At 58.5% G+C, this 15,484-nt stretch carries 17 protein-coding genes; 7 read left to right on the top strand and 10 right to left on the bottom strand.

Translation table 11 applies throughout. The features are described 5' to 3' along the window. Positions 1–46 precede the first annotated feature (46 nt). Positions 47–1,084 carry a polysaccharide deacetylase gene (locus J2X72_RS11460; RefSeq protein WP_209997763.1) on the top strand — a complete coding sequence of 346 codons (1,038 nt, stop codon included), beginning with the start codon at positions 47–49 and terminating at the stop codon, positions 1,082–1,084. 35 nt (positions 1,085–1,119) lie between these two features. On the opposite strand, the gene sbmA is transcribed toward J2X72_RS11460, so the two are convergent. The 4 genes from sbmA to J2X72_RS11440 form a co-directional block, all read right to left on the bottom strand. Next, positions 1,120–2,370: a peptide antibiotic transporter SbmA gene (gene sbmA / locus J2X72_RS11455; protein WP_310071979.1), complete on the bottom strand. Its 1,251-nt coding sequence runs from the start codon at positions 2,368–2,370 to the stop codon at positions 1,120–1,122. A gap of 307 nt (positions 2,371–2,677) precedes the next feature. Continuing rightward, positions 2,678–3,838 (bottom strand): YbfB/YjiJ family MFS transporter, encoded by a 1,161-nt coding sequence (locus tag J2X72_RS11450; protein ID WP_310071977.1) that lies wholly within the window; start codon positions 3,836–3,838, stop codon positions 2,678–2,680. Positions 3,839–3,927: 89 nt separating this feature from the next. Continuing rightward, on the bottom strand, positions 3,928–4,518 hold the full coding sequence (locus J2X72_RS11445) for an SAM-dependent methyltransferase (protein ID WP_310071975.1): 591 nt from the start codon (positions 4,516–4,518) through the stop codon (positions 3,928–3,930). 157 nt (positions 4,519–4,675) lie between these two features. Next, entirely contained in the window at positions 4,676–5,692 is a 1,017-nt protein-coding gene (locus tag J2X72_RS11440) for a phosphoglycerate dehydrogenase (protein WP_310071972.1), read from the bottom strand. A gap of 285 nt (positions 5,693–5,977) precedes the next feature. On the opposite strand from J2X72_RS11440, the gene J2X72_RS11435 reads away from it, so the two are divergent. Then, a complete protein-coding gene (locus J2X72_RS11435; RefSeq protein ID WP_209997771.1) occupies positions 5,978–6,211 on the top strand; it encodes a hypothetical protein in 234 nt (77 codons plus the stop codon). 86 nt (positions 6,212–6,297) lie between these two features. Here the strand turns inward: J2X72_RS11435 and J2X72_RS11430 are convergent, their stop codons facing one another. Further along, positions 6,298–6,678, bottom strand: a complete 381-nt coding sequence (locus tag J2X72_RS11430) for a nuclear transport factor 2 family protein (RefSeq protein WP_310071969.1) — start codon at positions 6,676–6,678, stop codon at positions 6,298–6,300. Positions 6,679–7,189: 511 nt separating this feature from the next. Beyond that, positions 7,190–7,510 carry a GCG_CRPN prefix-to-repeats domain-containing protein gene (locus J2X72_RS25075; protein ID WP_405044694.1) on the bottom strand — a complete coding sequence of 107 codons (321 nt, stop codon included), beginning with the start codon at positions 7,508–7,510 and terminating at the stop codon, positions 7,190–7,192. Between the two features lie 414 nt (positions 7,511–7,924). Here J2X72_RS25075 and J2X72_RS11425 point away from each other — a divergent pair, with 414 nt between their 5' ends. Both J2X72_RS11425 and J2X72_RS11420 read left to right on the top strand, forming a co-directional pair. Then, positions 7,925–8,110: a DUF3606 domain-containing protein gene (locus J2X72_RS11425; protein WP_209997773.1), complete on the top strand. Its 186-nt coding sequence runs from the start codon at positions 7,925–7,927 to the stop codon at positions 8,108–8,110. Between the two features lie 61 nt (positions 8,111–8,171). Continuing rightward, positions 8,172–8,561 carry a nuclear transport factor 2 family protein gene (locus J2X72_RS11420; RefSeq protein ID WP_209997774.1) on the top strand — a complete coding sequence of 130 codons (390 nt, stop codon included), beginning with the start codon at positions 8,172–8,174 and terminating at the stop codon, positions 8,559–8,561. Between the two features lie 47 nt (positions 8,562–8,608). Here J2X72_RS11420 and J2X72_RS11415 read toward each other — a convergent pair whose 3' ends face one another. Both J2X72_RS11415 and J2X72_RS11410 read right to left on the bottom strand, forming a co-directional pair. After that, positions 8,609–9,469 carry a DUF2182 domain-containing protein gene (locus J2X72_RS11415; RefSeq protein ID WP_310071960.1) on the bottom strand — a complete coding sequence of 287 codons (861 nt, stop codon included), beginning with the start codon at positions 9,467–9,469 and terminating at the stop codon, positions 8,609–8,611. Between the two features lie 8 nt (positions 9,470–9,477). Next, positions 9,478–10,110, bottom strand: coding sequence for a DUF1326 domain-containing protein (locus J2X72_RS11410; protein ID WP_209997777.1), 633 nt, complete (start codon positions 10,108–10,110; stop codon positions 9,478–9,480). 205 nt (positions 10,111–10,315) lie between these two features. Between J2X72_RS11410 and J2X72_RS11405 the strand changes: the two genes are divergently transcribed. After that, the gene (locus J2X72_RS11405; RefSeq protein ID WP_310071955.1) at positions 10,316–11,038 is read left to right on the top strand and encodes a hypothetical protein; all 723 of its coding nucleotides are present in this window, start codon (positions 10,316–10,318) and stop codon (positions 11,036–11,038) included. Here the strand turns inward: J2X72_RS11405 and J2X72_RS11400 are convergent. Then, positions 10,996–11,892 carry a LysR family transcriptional regulator gene (locus tag J2X72_RS11400; protein WP_310071952.1) on the bottom strand — a complete coding sequence of 299 codons (897 nt, stop codon included), beginning with the start codon at positions 11,890–11,892 and terminating at the stop codon, positions 10,996–10,998. The two genes, J2X72_RS11405 and J2X72_RS11400, sit on opposite strands and share 43 nt — an antisense overlap. 277 nt (positions 11,893–12,169) lie before the next feature. On the opposite strand from J2X72_RS11400, the gene J2X72_RS11395 reads away from it, so the two are divergent. Both J2X72_RS11395 and J2X72_RS11390 read left to right on the top strand, forming a co-directional pair. Further along, positions 12,170–12,904, top strand: a complete 735-nt coding sequence (locus J2X72_RS11395; protein ID WP_310071950.1) for an SDR family oxidoreductase — start codon at positions 12,170–12,172, stop codon at positions 12,902–12,904. Between the two features lie 123 nt (positions 12,905–13,027). Then, positions 13,028–13,627 (top strand): NAD(P)-binding domain-containing protein, encoded by a 600-nt coding sequence (locus J2X72_RS11390; protein WP_310071948.1) that lies wholly within the window; start codon positions 13,028–13,030, stop codon positions 13,625–13,627. 180 nt (positions 13,628–13,807) lie between these two features. Here the strand turns inward: J2X72_RS11390 and guaA are convergent, their stop codons facing one another. Next, complete coding sequence (gene guaA / locus J2X72_RS11385; protein WP_209997783.1) at positions 13,808–15,370, bottom strand: glutamine-hydrolyzing GMP synthase; 1,563 nt, start codon at positions 15,368–15,370, stop codon at positions 13,808–13,810. Positions 15,371–15,484: the final 114 nt, after the last annotated feature.

The following is a 15,484-nucleotide window of genomic DNA, read 5'->3' as shown; positions in this document are numbered from 1 at the left end:
CCTGTAGCGACGAACATCCCTCCCCCGGAGCTGCGTATCCCGCATCATGCGTTCGATCTGTACCGTTCTCGCCGCGTCCCTCGCGTTCTCCTTATCCGTGCCCGCCCTGGCAACAAGCGGGGTGGAGCTGCGCGGTTCGATTGGCGCCAAGCCGCAATACGTCCTGATCTCGTTTGACAATTCCGGCAGCAACGCGCTTTGGGACCGCAGCCGGGCATTGGCACAGCGTTCAAACGCCAAATTCACCTATTTCCTCTCCTGCGTGTTCCTGATCGACCGCGATGACCGGAAGTCCTACCAGGCGCCGAATGAACCGGCTGGGCGCTCCAACATCGGCTTTGCCACTTCGAAGGAGGATATTGCCCAGCGCCTCGACAATATCTGGCGGGCGCGCAACGAGGGCAATGAGATCGCCAGCCATGCCTGCGGGCATTTCGACGGGAGGACCTGGTCGAAGGCAGACTGGGAACAGGAACTGACGACATATAAACAGGTGCTCGGCAATGCCTGGAGCAAATATGGTACCGACCCCGAACCGCAAGGCTGGAAACACTTTGTCGATACGGAAATACGCGGGTTCCGCGCGCCTTATCTTTCGGAAGGTCCGGCACTGCTTTCAGCGTTGAGGGACAAGGGCTATGTCTTCGACGGCAGCGGTGTATCGCGCGGTCCGGCTCTGCCGCTGCATGCCGGCGGTCTCTATCAGTTCGGACTCCCCACGATCGACGAGGGGCCAAAGAACAAGCCGGTCATCGCCATGGACTACAATCTCTTCGTGCGCCATTCGGGAGCAGTGGAGCGCCCCGATCACCTCGACGAATTCGAGAACCGTGCCTATGACGCGTTCAAGGGTGCCTTCGAGCGTCAGTATGAGGGAAAGCGCATTCCGTTCCAGATCGGCCTGCACTTTACGCTGATGAATGGCGATGCCTATTGGCGCGCGCTGGAGCGCTTTACCAGCGAGGTTTGCATCAAGGCGGACGTGCGCTGCACGACGTACAGCGAATATCTGAAGGAGACTGGCGGAACGATGCCAGTCGCCGGCGCGGACCTTTTGAAACCGGCCGTGAGCGGCGGGATCTAGAACGAGTCTTACTCTAGCTGCCCACTATGCGATCATCACGCTTCGGATTGGGTCTGCAGAAAATGCTGATCGATCTCAGGCAAGGGTTCGTCGTAGATGACCGATTCGAACGCGCGGAGGCGTTTGTAGATCGACAGCAATTCGACGATTGTAGACCATGAATTTACAAGGTACTGGAACGACTCGCGCACCTGGTCGAACACGTTGGATATCTGCGTCATCAGCCCGAGAGAAAGTTTGCCCGCAGCGATCGAAGGAATGAGCACCAGCAGCGAGAAGATGTTGTCGGCCTGGAGATAGAGGATGCGGGCGACATTGAAATACAGATAGTTGAAGTACAAACGGAAATAGTTTTTCCTGACATTCGAAAACAGCTGGGCCATCGTCGGGGGCTGCGCCCTGCTCTCATTGTCCTCGCCGTAGACCAACTCCTTACGATATGCCGCCTCGACACGCTGATTGCGGAACTCTAGCCCCGGCAATCTGTAGCCGACCACAGCGAGAAAAACAGTTCCAAACAGGGACCAGCCTACCGCGGCCCATACCAGCGCATAGGGTACTTCGCCGATGATCGGAAGTTCGGTTACTTCCTTGGAAAGGGTGAACAGCACTGGCAAGAAAGCGATCAATGTCATCACAGAGCGAACCAGACTGACGCCGAGGCCTTCCACGGTCGTGGAGAACCGCATCGTATCTTCCTGAACACGCTGCGAGGCACCTTCAATATGCCGAAGTTGTTCCCAATGCTGCATATAGAAATTGTTCATCGCCGTGCGCCAGCGGAAGATATAGTGGCTGATGAAAAAGGAATTTATCGAACCAATTGTGACCGCCACAAAGGCGATACCCGAAATATCGACAAGGCCGAGATACAATTGCTCAGTGGTGACAGGCGTGGTCTTGGCGAGCGCCGCCTGAATAAGATCATAATACGGCCCATACCATGCATTGAAGGCGACGCTAACCTGAACGGAAAAATAGGTGGCAAAGATGATCAATGCGGAGCCGAGGACGGACCAATTTTGCCATGGGTGCGGACTGAAAAAGGCCCAGAACGCGTAGAACAGCAACGTTGCGGCGGCGTAGTAAATGTAGAACCAGAGAAAAGGTTTCGACACGAAGAGGGCAACGCCGACAATCGCCGGCGTACCCGGGGCAGCGGGTGGCAGACCAAAAACGCCGCCAAACTGCTGGCCACCAAAGTACCAAAGGAAGATGGCCGCCAATGCCCAAAGTACCGCGGAAGTGAAGAAGAGCTTTGGCCTGGGAAAAAATGAGACAAACACGGCAGGTTCCTCGAGTGAAAAGTCTTGTAATTTTGTGGTGTTACGAGTTGCACGACTTTAACAGCATGAATAGGGCAAAGAGGGAACCGTGGTAATTAAATTGCTGTAATGATTTGTAGATATTGGCGCTGACATTGCCGCGCAACAGTTGTGCGTGGTTCGACGGCTGACCATGAAGAGGTTGGTGGTTGCAGAGATAGCCGGCAGGACCCGATGATTTGCAGCCTGCAATCTCTTGGCTCCTGCAATCAAACCAAGCCTGTCGAACCATGCACAATGTCAATGCAATCAAGCAATCAGTTGCTTATCAGCGCTTGCTTGCGCCCGCTGAAAACGCGAAAAGCGCAGCGATCAACAGACCCGCTGCCGCAGCAAGCGTGGCAATGATGAAATCGCCGGTGATGGTGGCTACATATCCGCCGATCAGCGGTCCAATGATCTGACCGATACCGAATGCCGCGGTCATCACCGCCATGACGCGGCGCTGTGAGTCCGGCAGAAGCACCCGCCCCGCCTGAAAGCCGAAGGCGGTGATGACGATGAAGGTCAGCCCCAGCAGAAGACCGCCCAGCAAGGGCCCGACCGGCGATGGCAGGACGACACTTGCTGCGACGCCGACAGCCTGAACAGCACACCCCAGAGCGAGCGCGACAAACGGACCCGCACGCCTCAAGAGTGGTGTCCAGAGCCAGACAGATATAGCCCCTGCAGTGCCTGTCACGAACCAGACCAGCGCTTCCATCCACGGGCTGCCATGGCTTGAGCGAACGATGGCGATGATAAATGTTGCGGTAATAATGTAGCCGAAACCGAACAGGCCATAGGCAATGTTGATCTTGATGAATTCCGGCGTCCAGACGATGGGCGGCTCCGCTGCAGCCGAACCGCTACGCACCGGGCCTTGCCGTATCAGCGCGAAGACGGCGACGAGGCCGAGAGCGGAAAGGACAGCCGCTCCGATCCAGTCTTCCCGCCAGCCATGACCGCTGGCGGAACTTGCGGCAACGAGCAGAGAGGAAATCGCTATGCCAGTGCCAACGCCGCCGAAATGCATCGCCTGCAAATCCTGCCGGTTGGCAGCGGCGAGATGACTGAACACAATCGTTGCGGTGAATACCAGCATGAAGGCGCTGGCAACGCCTGCAAAGAAACGGATGACGGAAAAGAGCATCACTCCGTCGCTGACACTCATGGCAAAACAAAGCGCAGCGCTCGCGGCGAGAGACACATAGACCAGAGGCCGCTCGATGCCCGACGCCCAGCCGAAGCCGGCAATGATGGCGCCGAGCAGATAACCGAAATAATTGGCAGAGGCGATAAGGCCCGCGTCGCCCGGTGTCAGGCCGAGCTCACTCATCATGCCGGGCAGGATCGGCGTGAAGATGAACCGGCCGATACCCATGCCGACCGCCATGGCCACCAGGCCGCCAAGAGCGAAACGAACGGGAGATGCGGCAGGTTGGATCATCGGCGGGACATTATCGCCGCATCATCCGGTGACAAGCCAATAAATTTGATCGTTACGTGATTTTGTGTGATCGGTTGGGGAGCAGTTCATTATCCAATCGTTTGCTTGATCTCCACACCGCGGCGCGTGATGCGGTAGACTGCTGCCGGGGGCAAATTGCAGAAAGCGCGGCCTATGCACACGGCCTCGAGGTCAAGTCCGTTCAAAACGGCTGCTGGTACAGGGCAGCGAAAGCCATAGGTGAATTGGTAAAACGCGCCGTCGTTGCGCAGATTGCTGAAGGCCCCGTCGAGAATAGCCGCCACCTTGTCAGGCATGCTCAGGAACGGCAGTCCGCTGACGACGGCACCCGCTGGTTCAGCCTTGAACAAATCCTGTCCGCCGATCTGTGAGGCATCCATCTGCAGAATCCGCATGCCGGGGAACCGCGTCTGCAACAATCTTGCGAATTCAGCGCCGTATTCGATCAACGTCAGATTACCGGGACTGACACCGCGCGCCAGCAAGGCATCGGTAAAGACGCCTGTGCCCGGGCCAAGTTCCAGGACGGGACCGGAAGCAGCACCGATTTCGCTGGTGATGAGCCTTGCCAAAGCGGCACTGGAGGGAGCGATCGCGCTGACTCTCGATGGATTGGTGATCAGGGCGCGAATAAAAGTCCATACATCGCTTGTCGTCATGAAACTGTTCCACCATGCTCACTGCCTGATTCGGCCAGCGGTGCGGGCATCAGCGACCCCAATTGCGCAAATATTACGGCTTTTGGCAACTGCACTTAAATTAGGTTAGAAAATTTCCCAATTATCTCCAAATCGAACATGGCGCCCCCGGTCGACGTCACCCTGCTGCTGCGGGTTTCCGCCCATCGGCTATGACACAGGCTTCAGGCAGCTTTTCACCATCGAAGACTGAAATGACGGTTTTTGCCGCAATCATGTTGGTTCGGGCGAGAGCCTCCACGGACGAGCCGGCGGAATGCGGCGTTGCGATCACATTGGGCAGTGCGACAAGTTCGTCCGAAACCGGCTTGAAGGCGGTATCGCCTTCGCTGACATAGACATCCAGCCCGGCCCCGGCGATCCGGCCACTCTTCAACGCATCCAGAAGGTCCCGGTCATCGACAAGCCCGCCTCGCGCTGTATTCACCAGAATGGCCGTAGGCTTCATGAGCGCAAGTGCTGCGCCATCGATGAGAAACCGGGTTTCCGGCGACAACGGAGCGTGCACACTCACGACATCACTCTGCCGGAGCAGCGTCTCCATATCGACATAGGTGATGCCGTTGGCTTCGCCATATTCCCGGTCAGGACGCGGATGGCAGACAAGAATGCGCACCTCAAAACCCTTCAGGCGTTGCACGAGGCTCTTGCCGATACGGCCAAGACCGATGACGCCGACGGTTTTTCCGGAAAGGTCGGAACTTGTCAGAATGGACCAGTTGCCCGCCAGCATACGGTTCTGCGATTCGCGTAGGCGCCGGGCAACGGCAAGCATCAGGCCGATCGTATGGTCGGCGACCGAAGCATCGTTCCCGCCGGCGCCGATGGTGAGGACACGGCCGAGATCTCTGACGGCATTGACATCGACCCGGTCATAACCCACCCCGCGCCGGGCCAGAACCTGCAGATCCGGCAGAGCGGTCAGCAGTTCGCGTGTGACATAAGCCTGCCCGACGATCCAGCCGGAGGCGCCTTCAAGCAGGCTGGCCAATTGCCGCGTTGCCAGGCTGCCGTCGCCCTCACCCTTTTGCCATTGGACGATATCAACCTCGCACCCATGCTGTTTAAGGTAGGCGTGCGCCTCTTCATCAAAGAAAGGCGAGGTAACAATGACGCGTCTAGGCGAACTCTTCATGATCTCATATCGATTGAGGGGATTTGGAACCCTGCTGGTCAGCAGGGCCTCGACATTATCGCCACTCCTGCTGCTTTCAAAGAAAAAATCGGTCCGAAAGACGATTTCGCGGTTCCGCCATCCGTCGCCGTCGATCGGCCGCTTCTGCTCCCAACCAACGGTCCGCTGCAAGACGGGCAGTTGACGCGAGCGCAAATGAGTTTTTTAATGGCTGCGTCGCTGGACCAATCAACGGCATTCCGGCGATTGAGAGCCCATGTGCTCCAGCCAGGTGGGAGCACGGACATGCCCCAAAGACCCAATTTCAAGCTTTCATGCCCCGACTGCGGAGAAATCTATCTCCACATACCCCATGGCATAATGAATTCGACGGTCATCCACTGCAGCATGTGCGGCAGCACCTTGGGAACCTGGCTGCAGACGGCGGCGTCCTTTATTGCCGATAGCGGCCAAAATGACGGGTTCGGAATGCGCGACGCGCCAATCAAGGGGGAAGCGGCAAGAGATGCGCCACAATGACTGGTCATATCATGTCTATGGCCCCGTGTTCCTTATCGGCGTTGCGCTTGCGGCAGGTTTAGGATGGTTGTTCCATTGACAGGTGCTCACGCCTGCGTGCCGTCAATGAATCCCCCGGGCCTTGCGTCATGCGGAATCGACCAGCCGAAATAGACTTCCGCATCGGTGATTTGGCCATTGCGCACCACCAGGATCTCCGTGTTGCGAAACCGATGGCCATCGGTGTTGCGTCCTTCATAAGTAACGAAGACCTTGTCGCCGCAGGGCAAGAGATGAATGAACTCGAAACCCTCGACCGTCTCGCTATTCGGCCAGCAACGCGCAAAATAGGTGGCGCGGTCAATCCGGTTGTCGAGTGGACTGGTGAAGTGGAAGTCGTCGGCAATCAGCGCCTCTATCGCCGCGCGATCCTTCGCGACATAGGCCGCATAGCTGGCGCGGGCAATCCCGACTATATCTTTCGTCATCGATCAATCCTTCTCAAGCGAAGCGATCGTTTCGTCTCACCCACAGCAGATCAGCATCGTACCCGGACCGGAGGGTCACTAATTTGCCGGAGCCGGGTTCGTTTGAGTATCTCCTCCCGAGCCCGTTTGAGGCTTGGGGTTGGGGTCGACCGGAGCATTCGTGACAGGCTGATCTGCCGACGGTGCTGCCGGGGGTGCGCTCTGCTCTGTACTACCGGTGTTTCCAACGCCTGCCGCGTTGTCAACGCGCTCGCCATACAGTTCGGCCGCGCCCCATGCGACAAGCGCAAGGAGGAGCGCTACGATCAGCACATTTAGTACCGGCCGTCCAAGTGGCCCCTGGCGCGCTTGATTCGTTGTTTCACGGACCGGGGATTCTGAAGGTTTATTGACCATTGCGCCATCCTTTCACTACGAAAGATGAACCGATCAACGACAATATGGTTCCCCGAAATTCTATGATCGCTGGCGAAAGCCAGCGCCCTTCATCAGAACGCCGGCAGATATGCTGTTAATTAGGGACGCAGAAACCGCGTGGGGTTAAGTGAAATCCGCGTGGACATGCCCGGTATACGGGACGATTGCGTACACAATTTCCATAGCGGTTCAGATGCCAGCCGGGGCCGCACCGCATAACTCTTCGGTTGGGAACACAGCGTCCCCACCGGTTCACGTGCCATCCGCGACCACAACGCCAACCAACCTGTTCGACCGAAGTGGATACTTCCGGAGATCCGCCTGCAGGTGGTATCGGAGCCGCCATGGCTGGTGCACCGAAAGAGAACAATCCACCGATAAGGACGAGCGCAGAAAGGCCTGATTTAAGTGACATGCAAATACCTCCTTTTCAACATGCCCCGTCCCTCAAGAGATAAATCGTCAACATGAATGGGAAATGAACAGGAGCCCGGGATCGCGCTTTGTTGAAAGCCATGAACCCCGACGGACTGCTTCGATGATAGGGCCACAGTTTTAAGATGCGCTGGAACACGAGAAGGTAGACTATACGGTTTTAGCAATGGGCCGTGCGGTGAAAGCGCGGCTCGAGAAATGGTAATGAACAACAACAGATCATGGCTTCTTGAAATCATTGTGTTTGCAATCATCCTTATTGTGCTTCTCTCCGCGAGTTTTTCCTTTCTACCGTCGTAATCGACCAGGCGGGGTAACCCTTCCTCCCCTGGGCATGGAACGAAAATGGCCGAACACAGTTTTTGCCCACATCAGCCAATGGAGGTGTACTCAAATGGCAGACGACAAATCAAAACAGGATAATCGGGATCGCTCGAAAGTCTCGTCCAGCGAGGACTATGAGGTCCAGTACCTTATGACCAAATACGATTTGAGCAGGAACCGGGCCCTCGAACTGATCATCAAACATAATCACAGCCGCAGGGAAATCGAGAGAGAGCTGGAGGCCATCGACATCTAGGTTAGGAACTTGTGGGAGATGTGGCGCGTTTTCCAGTGATACAACATCCTAGGAGGACGTGATGAACGCTCATGCCACACCCACAAAGGACGAAATCGTGGCCCTCGAGAAATCCTATTGGGACGCGATGAAGGCGAAAGACGGCCGCCGTACTTCAGAACTCTCGGGAAAGACTGCCCTCGTCACCGGCACGCAAGGCGTCATGCGTATCGAGAAAGAGAAAATGGGCAAGATGACCGAGGAAGGAAAATGGAGCCTCGAATCCTATGACTTCGAAGATGTCGAAGTATCGACGCCTTCCCCGGATATCGCGCTCATTGCATACACGGTTCGGCAGCGCGTCAAGATGGACGGCAAGGCGCAAGATATGAAAGCAGCCGATAGTTCCGTCTGGATACGCGGCTCGAATGGATGGGAGTGTCACGCCCATAGCGAGACACTTTTAAATTGATACATCGTCACTAGAGCCCCGCAATACTGTTGCGGCGGCTCTGGTCGTCAGATCAAAAGCGTTGCGCTGCCCCAGGCGATCAAGGCGAGTGCGGCGGCGCGACCAACCCACTTGCCGGCAGGAAACACCTTTTCAGCCAGCACCAGAATGGCAAGCGCGGCTATCCACACCAAATTCATCACCCCACCCACGAACAACAACGCCATCAGCATCCAGCAGCATCCGACACAAAAGGTCCCGTGCAGTACGCCCAGACGCAGCGCGCCAAGCGCGTTGGGACGCCAGTGGCTGGAAAGGAATGCCGTCGGCGCCCGGCAATGCGACAGGCAGGCGCTCTTGAGCGGCGAAAACTGATACAGGCCCGCGGCGATGAGGACGATGCCCGAAAGCCAGCGGCTTTGCGAACTCATCGTCGATGAGACGAATGCCTCGCGCTCGAGCAGCCAATGCAGGGTAGCTGCCACAATGGAGAATGCCAGCCAGACCAGGAGGTAGCCTGCCACAAACACGCCAGTAGGCGCCAGCTTGTCCTGGATCTGACCCTGTGTGAGCGCCTGACGGTGCACGCGCGCATAAAGCAGGACAGCCGGCGTGGCGCTCGGCGACATCATGGCGATCATCATGATCCACCACATGGCGATCATCAGCGTCCATAGTGCCAGCCCCCAAATGCGAGGTTCGGCCTCCATGGCCATCCCGCTCATATCCATGCCGGGCATGTCGGAGGTCATGTCGCCAGTTTGCAAGTGCGGGAAAAACGCGAGCCTCGACATCTCCCACGCATTCATACCGAGTCCTGCACCCGCGATTATATAAAGCCAGGCCAGCAGGCAAAGAACTGCCAGACCGGCGATCGTGATGAGCCGGTCGCGTTTGAGCAAACGTTCAAGTGGCGACGCACTGTCCATGCGGCGCGTCAGGTTCGTACGACACCGTGATTGTTGAGATGCAGCCGCGCGAACTGGCCGTAGCTGTCCTTCATGGTCACCTGGACCGGCCCGGTGGTATTGCTCGAAGCACTGCCGATCTCGGCAACGGCATATTCGAAGCCGTTCGGCAACACGATCTGAGCACGCGAGTCCGCACCGGTTACCTTGTTGCGGATCGGTTCGCCGGCCGTTTCGATGTAGTCCTTGACGAAAATGCGGCCCCTGCGGCCGTCGATGTCGAGTTCGAGGTCGATCTTGGTGAAAACCGGGTCATTCATTTTTGTCACGGTTGAGCTGTAGACCGCGAACATCGTCGCGAACGGGTCGGTGTCCTGGCCGGTCATGATGCGCAGCAGCGCTTCCCGCTGCCGGTCGGTTGCGCGCTCGTCGACGAAAGCGATGGCTTCGCCGTTGCCTTCGTGGATGGCGCCAGGCCATTTGAAAATTGCAGCAAGCCGGAGGCCATCGAGAACGGTCTCGCCATGATGACCCTCATCGATCTGGATGCCCGCAACGGCGTGGCAATGGCCCTTGTCGGGCAGTGCATTGAATTGGCAGTTGCAGCCATATTCGCAAGTGCAATTAACGAGTTCGCGTCCCTTGATCTCCCATGAAGTCATGCTGTCCTCCCTGACCTCGAAGTATTAAACCGGCATCATACACCTGTGCCGGCAGCGCCGCCATCCCGCCGCGTCCATGGAGGAGACAGCCGCCGACGCGCATTTGGAAGAACAGGAGCTTGACCACCGCCCCGACCGGAACATACATAAAGGCGGTAAATTCCCGGTGGAATGCCGGGGTGGTTCTCGGTGGAAATCAACAGGCATGGTACCCGCAACGAGCGCTGCTCGCCGCCCAAACACCACTGGTCTGCGCCGGTTCCTGGATCTCCAGGAGCAGCGTGACTGGATGCACGGCAGGACGATCCTGCGCGATGCCGACGAACGTTCGGAGTCGCTGGAACTGCGTCTCAGATACGTCGCCCGGTTTGAGAAGTTGCTGACGCGACCGCAGGCGCGAGAGGTCCTGGAAATTCTCGGGCGCTACGGCCGCGACTGCATCCCGATCCCGCGCCGGACCGAGCGGCACTACTGGTCGGTCTCCTGTCTGCCATCGACTCCGGGAAAGGCGCTTGTTCGCGTCAATGCGAGCTGGATGGAGCTCTTCTCGCTCTATCCGGACGGCGGAGGCATCCGCGCGCTATTCCTCGTACACCTTTCCGATTTCACCACCGACCACTCACTCGATCATGGCAAGGTGGACGAAGCGTTGCTTGAGCGCTGTGTCGGGACGCCGGAAGACGTCGGCTATTTCTTCCCGCGCGGCGAGGATATTTTCGCCATCAAGGTCCGCGGCTGCTCCTCGATCAGCAAATTCCTCGCGTCGCCCCATGCGTTGCGGGCCATCCGGGCGTTCAACCTGACGCACATGAACCGGGGGCGGAACGCCTATCAGGCGAGCCACTGCTACAGCCTGGCGGATCAGATGCTGAGTGGTCCCCAGGGTCAGTCTCGCGAAATGGACAACCCCGCAAGAAGCGGAACGTAGGCGGCAAACCTGCGGGATACGAACTCCGTGAAGAGCCGCACGCGCTTCGTCTTGCGTGTCTCCCCCTGGGTGAGAAGCCAGAGCGTTCCGTACATGTGCAGGCCGGTGCCCGGCACCCTCACCAGCAGGGGGTCGGCATCGCCGACGAAGCAAGGCAGCGTCGTGATCCCGAGCCCTTGGCGTACAGCAACGATCTGGGCCTCGCCGTCCGTGGCCCTGAATGGAACCCCGGTGGTGCGAATCTCGCCCTCGCTGGCCCAATCCGGAATTCCATGAATGCTTATGACAATCCATCGGATGGGATCAGGCACGCCTGCACGCCATGCGGCTAGCCGATCGCGGGACATGTAGACGCCGCCGAACACCTCCGGCCCCTTCAGTCCGTGAAGATTGAGCGGCAGGGTTTTGCGGTCGTAAACGACGCGGATCGCCACATCGGCCTCGCGGTTGGTCAGGTTTGCCAGATCGCCGGACGACAGGATTTCCATCTCGATGTCAGGATGCAGACGCGCGAAATCGACGAAGTCCGGCATGAGCAGGTGTGTGGCGAGGGGCGGAGCCAACGTCACCCGCAGACGCCCGCGCACGCTCTGGTCGCGCCCGAAGACGCGCGTCTCCAGCTGGTGCGACGACGCTTCCATCTGGTTCGCGAGCTCGAGAACCTCCTCGCCCCCGGCCGTCAGGCGGTAGCCCGAAGGCAGCTTTTCGAACATCTGCGCACCGAGGCGTTCCTCGAGCTGAGCGATGCGTCGCAGCACTGTCGAGTGATAAACCCCGAGGCGCTCGGCGGCAGCCCGCACCGAACCTCCGCGCGCCACGGCAAGAAAGTAGCGGATGTCATCCCAGTCGATCATGGTGCAATCCAGCACCGCGCGGTGCGCCTTCCAAAGCCCCTATCCAACACATGGTATAGCAGTACGCGCGGTGATCATAGCTTATGTCGACGGGCGCCGCCCAATTCCGAACGGCGAAGACCGATCGTCGCGGGGGCCGGCGTCAGTCGACCAGCCGGATCGATTTTGCACCACCGATGTGCGCTCTTCCGCACTCAACGCCTCAATCCGGCGAACCTATGTTGAGGTTCTCGGGGCCTCCCCGATCGACGAAAGACAGAGTTTGACAGGAGTAGTCATGGGAAAGCTTGAAGGTAAGGTTGCAGTCATCACGGGCGGATCGAGCGGTATGGCGCTGGCGAGCGCCAGGCGGTTCGCTGAAGAAGGCGCCTATGTTTTCATCACGGGTCGAAGGCAGGTTGCGCTCGACGAGGCGGTCAAGCTGATTGGCCGGAACGTGACCGGCGTGCGCGGCGACGCGGCTAATCTTGAAGACCTCGACCGTCTGTTCGACACGGTCAAGCGGGAAAAGGGCAGGATCGACATCCTGTACGCGAGCGCCGGCATGGGCGAAGCCGTCCCACTGGGCGAGATTACCGAGCAGCACTTCGATACGACCTTCAACCTGAATGCGCGCGGCACGCTGTTTACGGTTCAGAAGGCGTTGCCGCTGTTCAACGATGGCGGATCCATCTTCATGACCGGGTCAGTTGCTTCGATCAAAGGTTTTCCTGGCTACAGCGTTTACGCGGCGAGCAAGGCGACGTTGCACGCATTCGCACGTGGTTGGCTCAATGAGCTGAAGAGCAGGACTATCCGGGTGAACGTGTTGCACCCGGGGCCGATCGCCACACCGATGCAAGACCAAGTCCTCACCGAGGAGGCGAAGCAGATGTTCGAATCCCTGATCCCGCGGGGAAAGATGGGGCGTCCTGAAGAAATTGCAGCGGCCGCGCTGTTTCTTGCTTCAGACGATTCGAGCTTCGTGAATGGGGTGGAATTGTCTGTCGACGGCGGCTTTTCGGCCATCTGAAACCGGGCCGGAGCGCGGGAAGCGGCCGCTCGGCGGGAACTAGCATGTCCATGGTCAAGGCACGGATAACCCAGCGCGGTTGAGCGCCGGACTTCAATATCAACACGTATCGGAGAAGATATTATGAGCTATGCGATTGTAGGATTCGGTAAGATAGGCCAGGCTCTCGCCCACGCCTTCGCCCGTAGGAATATCAACGTGACGGTTGCGAGCCGCCGGCCGCCCGAGGAATTGGCGCCGCAGGCCCGGGCGATTGGACCCACGGTTGTCGCCAAGTCGCTGCAGGATGCACTCGGGGCCGACACCATCCTCCTGGCGGTCCCGTTCGGGGAGCATGGCGAGGTTGCGAAGGCCCTGCCGCGTTGGGAAGGCAAGACTGTCATCGACGCGACGAACGCGTTTCCAGAGCCTGAAGAGCTGGACGGCCTCCCGTCCTCCGCCTTCGTCGCGAAGGTGTACACCGGCGCCAAGCTCGTGAAGGGTTTCAATCACCTGGTTGCGGCCACCCTGGCTACCGATCCGATCGTCGAGGGCGGGCACCGGGTCGTCTTTCTGTCGAGCGACGACGAGGACGCGATCGCTCCCGTGGCTGCCTTGGCCAAACGACTCGGGTTCGCACCCGTCAAGCTGGGAAAGCTCAACGAGGGTGGCGCGTTGGTGCACGCACGCGGCCGCACTTGGGGCCCGCTCATCTTCCAGGATCTGTTCAAGAAGGAGCAGTAGTCAATCTACGACGTGTGATCGACGCCGAGAACTGGTCGCGCGCGCTAACGTCTCGAGCAGCGCGCGACCGGATATTTAAGGCCACAAAGTCGCGAAGGTTGGGGTGGGCCTGACGGCGTATGGATGGCTCAAGCGCTCGAGCGCCCGCTGCTACCCGATACTACTCCACGGTACTCCGCTTCATTCCCACTCGATCGTCCCGGGCGGCTTGGACGTGACGTCGTAGACAACGCGGTTAATGCCCTTGACTTCATTGATGATGCGCGTTGCCGCCTGACCAAGAAAACTCATGTCATAGTGGTAAAAATCGGCGGTCATGCCATCGACCGAGGTCACAGCACGCAGGGCGCAGACGAACTCGTAGGTACGGCCATCACCCATGACGCCGACGGTCTGCACCGGCAGAAGCACGGCGAAAGCTTGCCAGATGACATCGTAGAGACCGGCCTTGCGAATCTCGTCGAGATAAACCGCATCGGCCTCGCGCAGGATTTCCAGCTTCTCACGCGTGATGCCGCCTGGGCAGCGTATCGCGAGACCAGGCCCCGGGAAGGGATGACGGCCGATGAAATGGTCCGGCAAGCCAAGCTCCTTGCCGAGCACCCGCACTTCATCCTTGAAGAGTTCGCGCAGCGGCTCGACCAGCTGCATGTTCATACGTTCGGGAAGGCCCCCGACATTGTGATGCGACTTGATGGTGACCGAAGGACCGCCGGTGAAGGACACGCTTTCGATGACGTCGGGGTAGAGCGTGCCCTGTGCGAGGAAATCAGCACCACCAAGCTTTTTGGCTTCTTCTTCAAAGACTTCGATGAAAAGCCTGCCAATCGTCTTGCGCTTCTTTTCAGGGTCGGCTTCGCCCTCGAGCGCGTTGATGAAACGATCCTGCGCGTTGACGAGAATCAAGGGCAGATTGTAGTGCTCGCGGAACATCTGGACGACATCGGCGGCTTCGTTCTTACGCATCAGGCCATGATCGACGAGGATGCAGGTCAGCTGGTCGCCTACTGCTTCATGAATCAGCAAGGCCGCAACCGAAGAGTCGACACCGCCAGACAATGCGCAGATGACTTTCTTGCCGCCGACCTGCTTGCGGATGAGATCGACCGCCTTTTCGCGGTAGGCCGACATCGACCAGTCGCCTTCAATTCCGGCAATGCGATGGACGAAGTTTTCAAGAAGCTTCGCCCCATCCGGCGTGTGCACCACTTCCGGGTGGAACTGCACGGCGTAGTATTTTTTGGCCTCGTTGGCGATCGCCGCGAAGGGCGCGCCCGTGGAAGTGCCGACGACCTTGAAGCCATCGGGGATTTCCATAACCTTGTCGCCATGGCTCATCCATACCTGATGGCGTGTGCCTTTTGCCCACACGCCCTCGAACAGCGCGCATTCTTCCTGAATGTCGAGAAAAGCGCGGCCGAATTCGCGGTGATGGCCTGCCTCGACCTTGCCACCAAGCTGGGCGCACATGGTCTGTTCGCCATAGCAGATACCGAGAACCGGGATATTGGCGTCGAAGACTTCCTGCGGTGCGCGTGGACTGCCTATATCGACAGTGGAATGCGGACTGCCCGAGAGGATGACCGCTTTCGGATTGATGCGATGGAAGGCTTCGCCTGCGGACTGGAAGGGAACGATCTCGGAATAGACGCCGGCTTCACGCACGCGCCGTGCAATCAGCTGTGTCACCTGACTGCCGAAATCGACGATGAGGACTGTATCGGGATGAGTGGGTGTGTTCATGGCGGGCCTTTAAAGCAAATGTCGAGTCGGCGCAATGGGTTGGTGCTTCAATCAAAGTATCATTGGCGCCCTAAAGATCGTGCGATATCATAGCCGCCAAATAGCGAGAATCGG

The organism is Phyllobacterium sp. 1468, assembly GCF_031455525.1.
In the GTDB taxonomy this organism is placed as follows: Bacteria; Pseudomonadota; Alphaproteobacteria; order Rhizobiales; family Rhizobiaceae; genus Phyllobacterium.
This window is presented reverse-complemented; position numbering and strand designations above follow the sequence as displayed.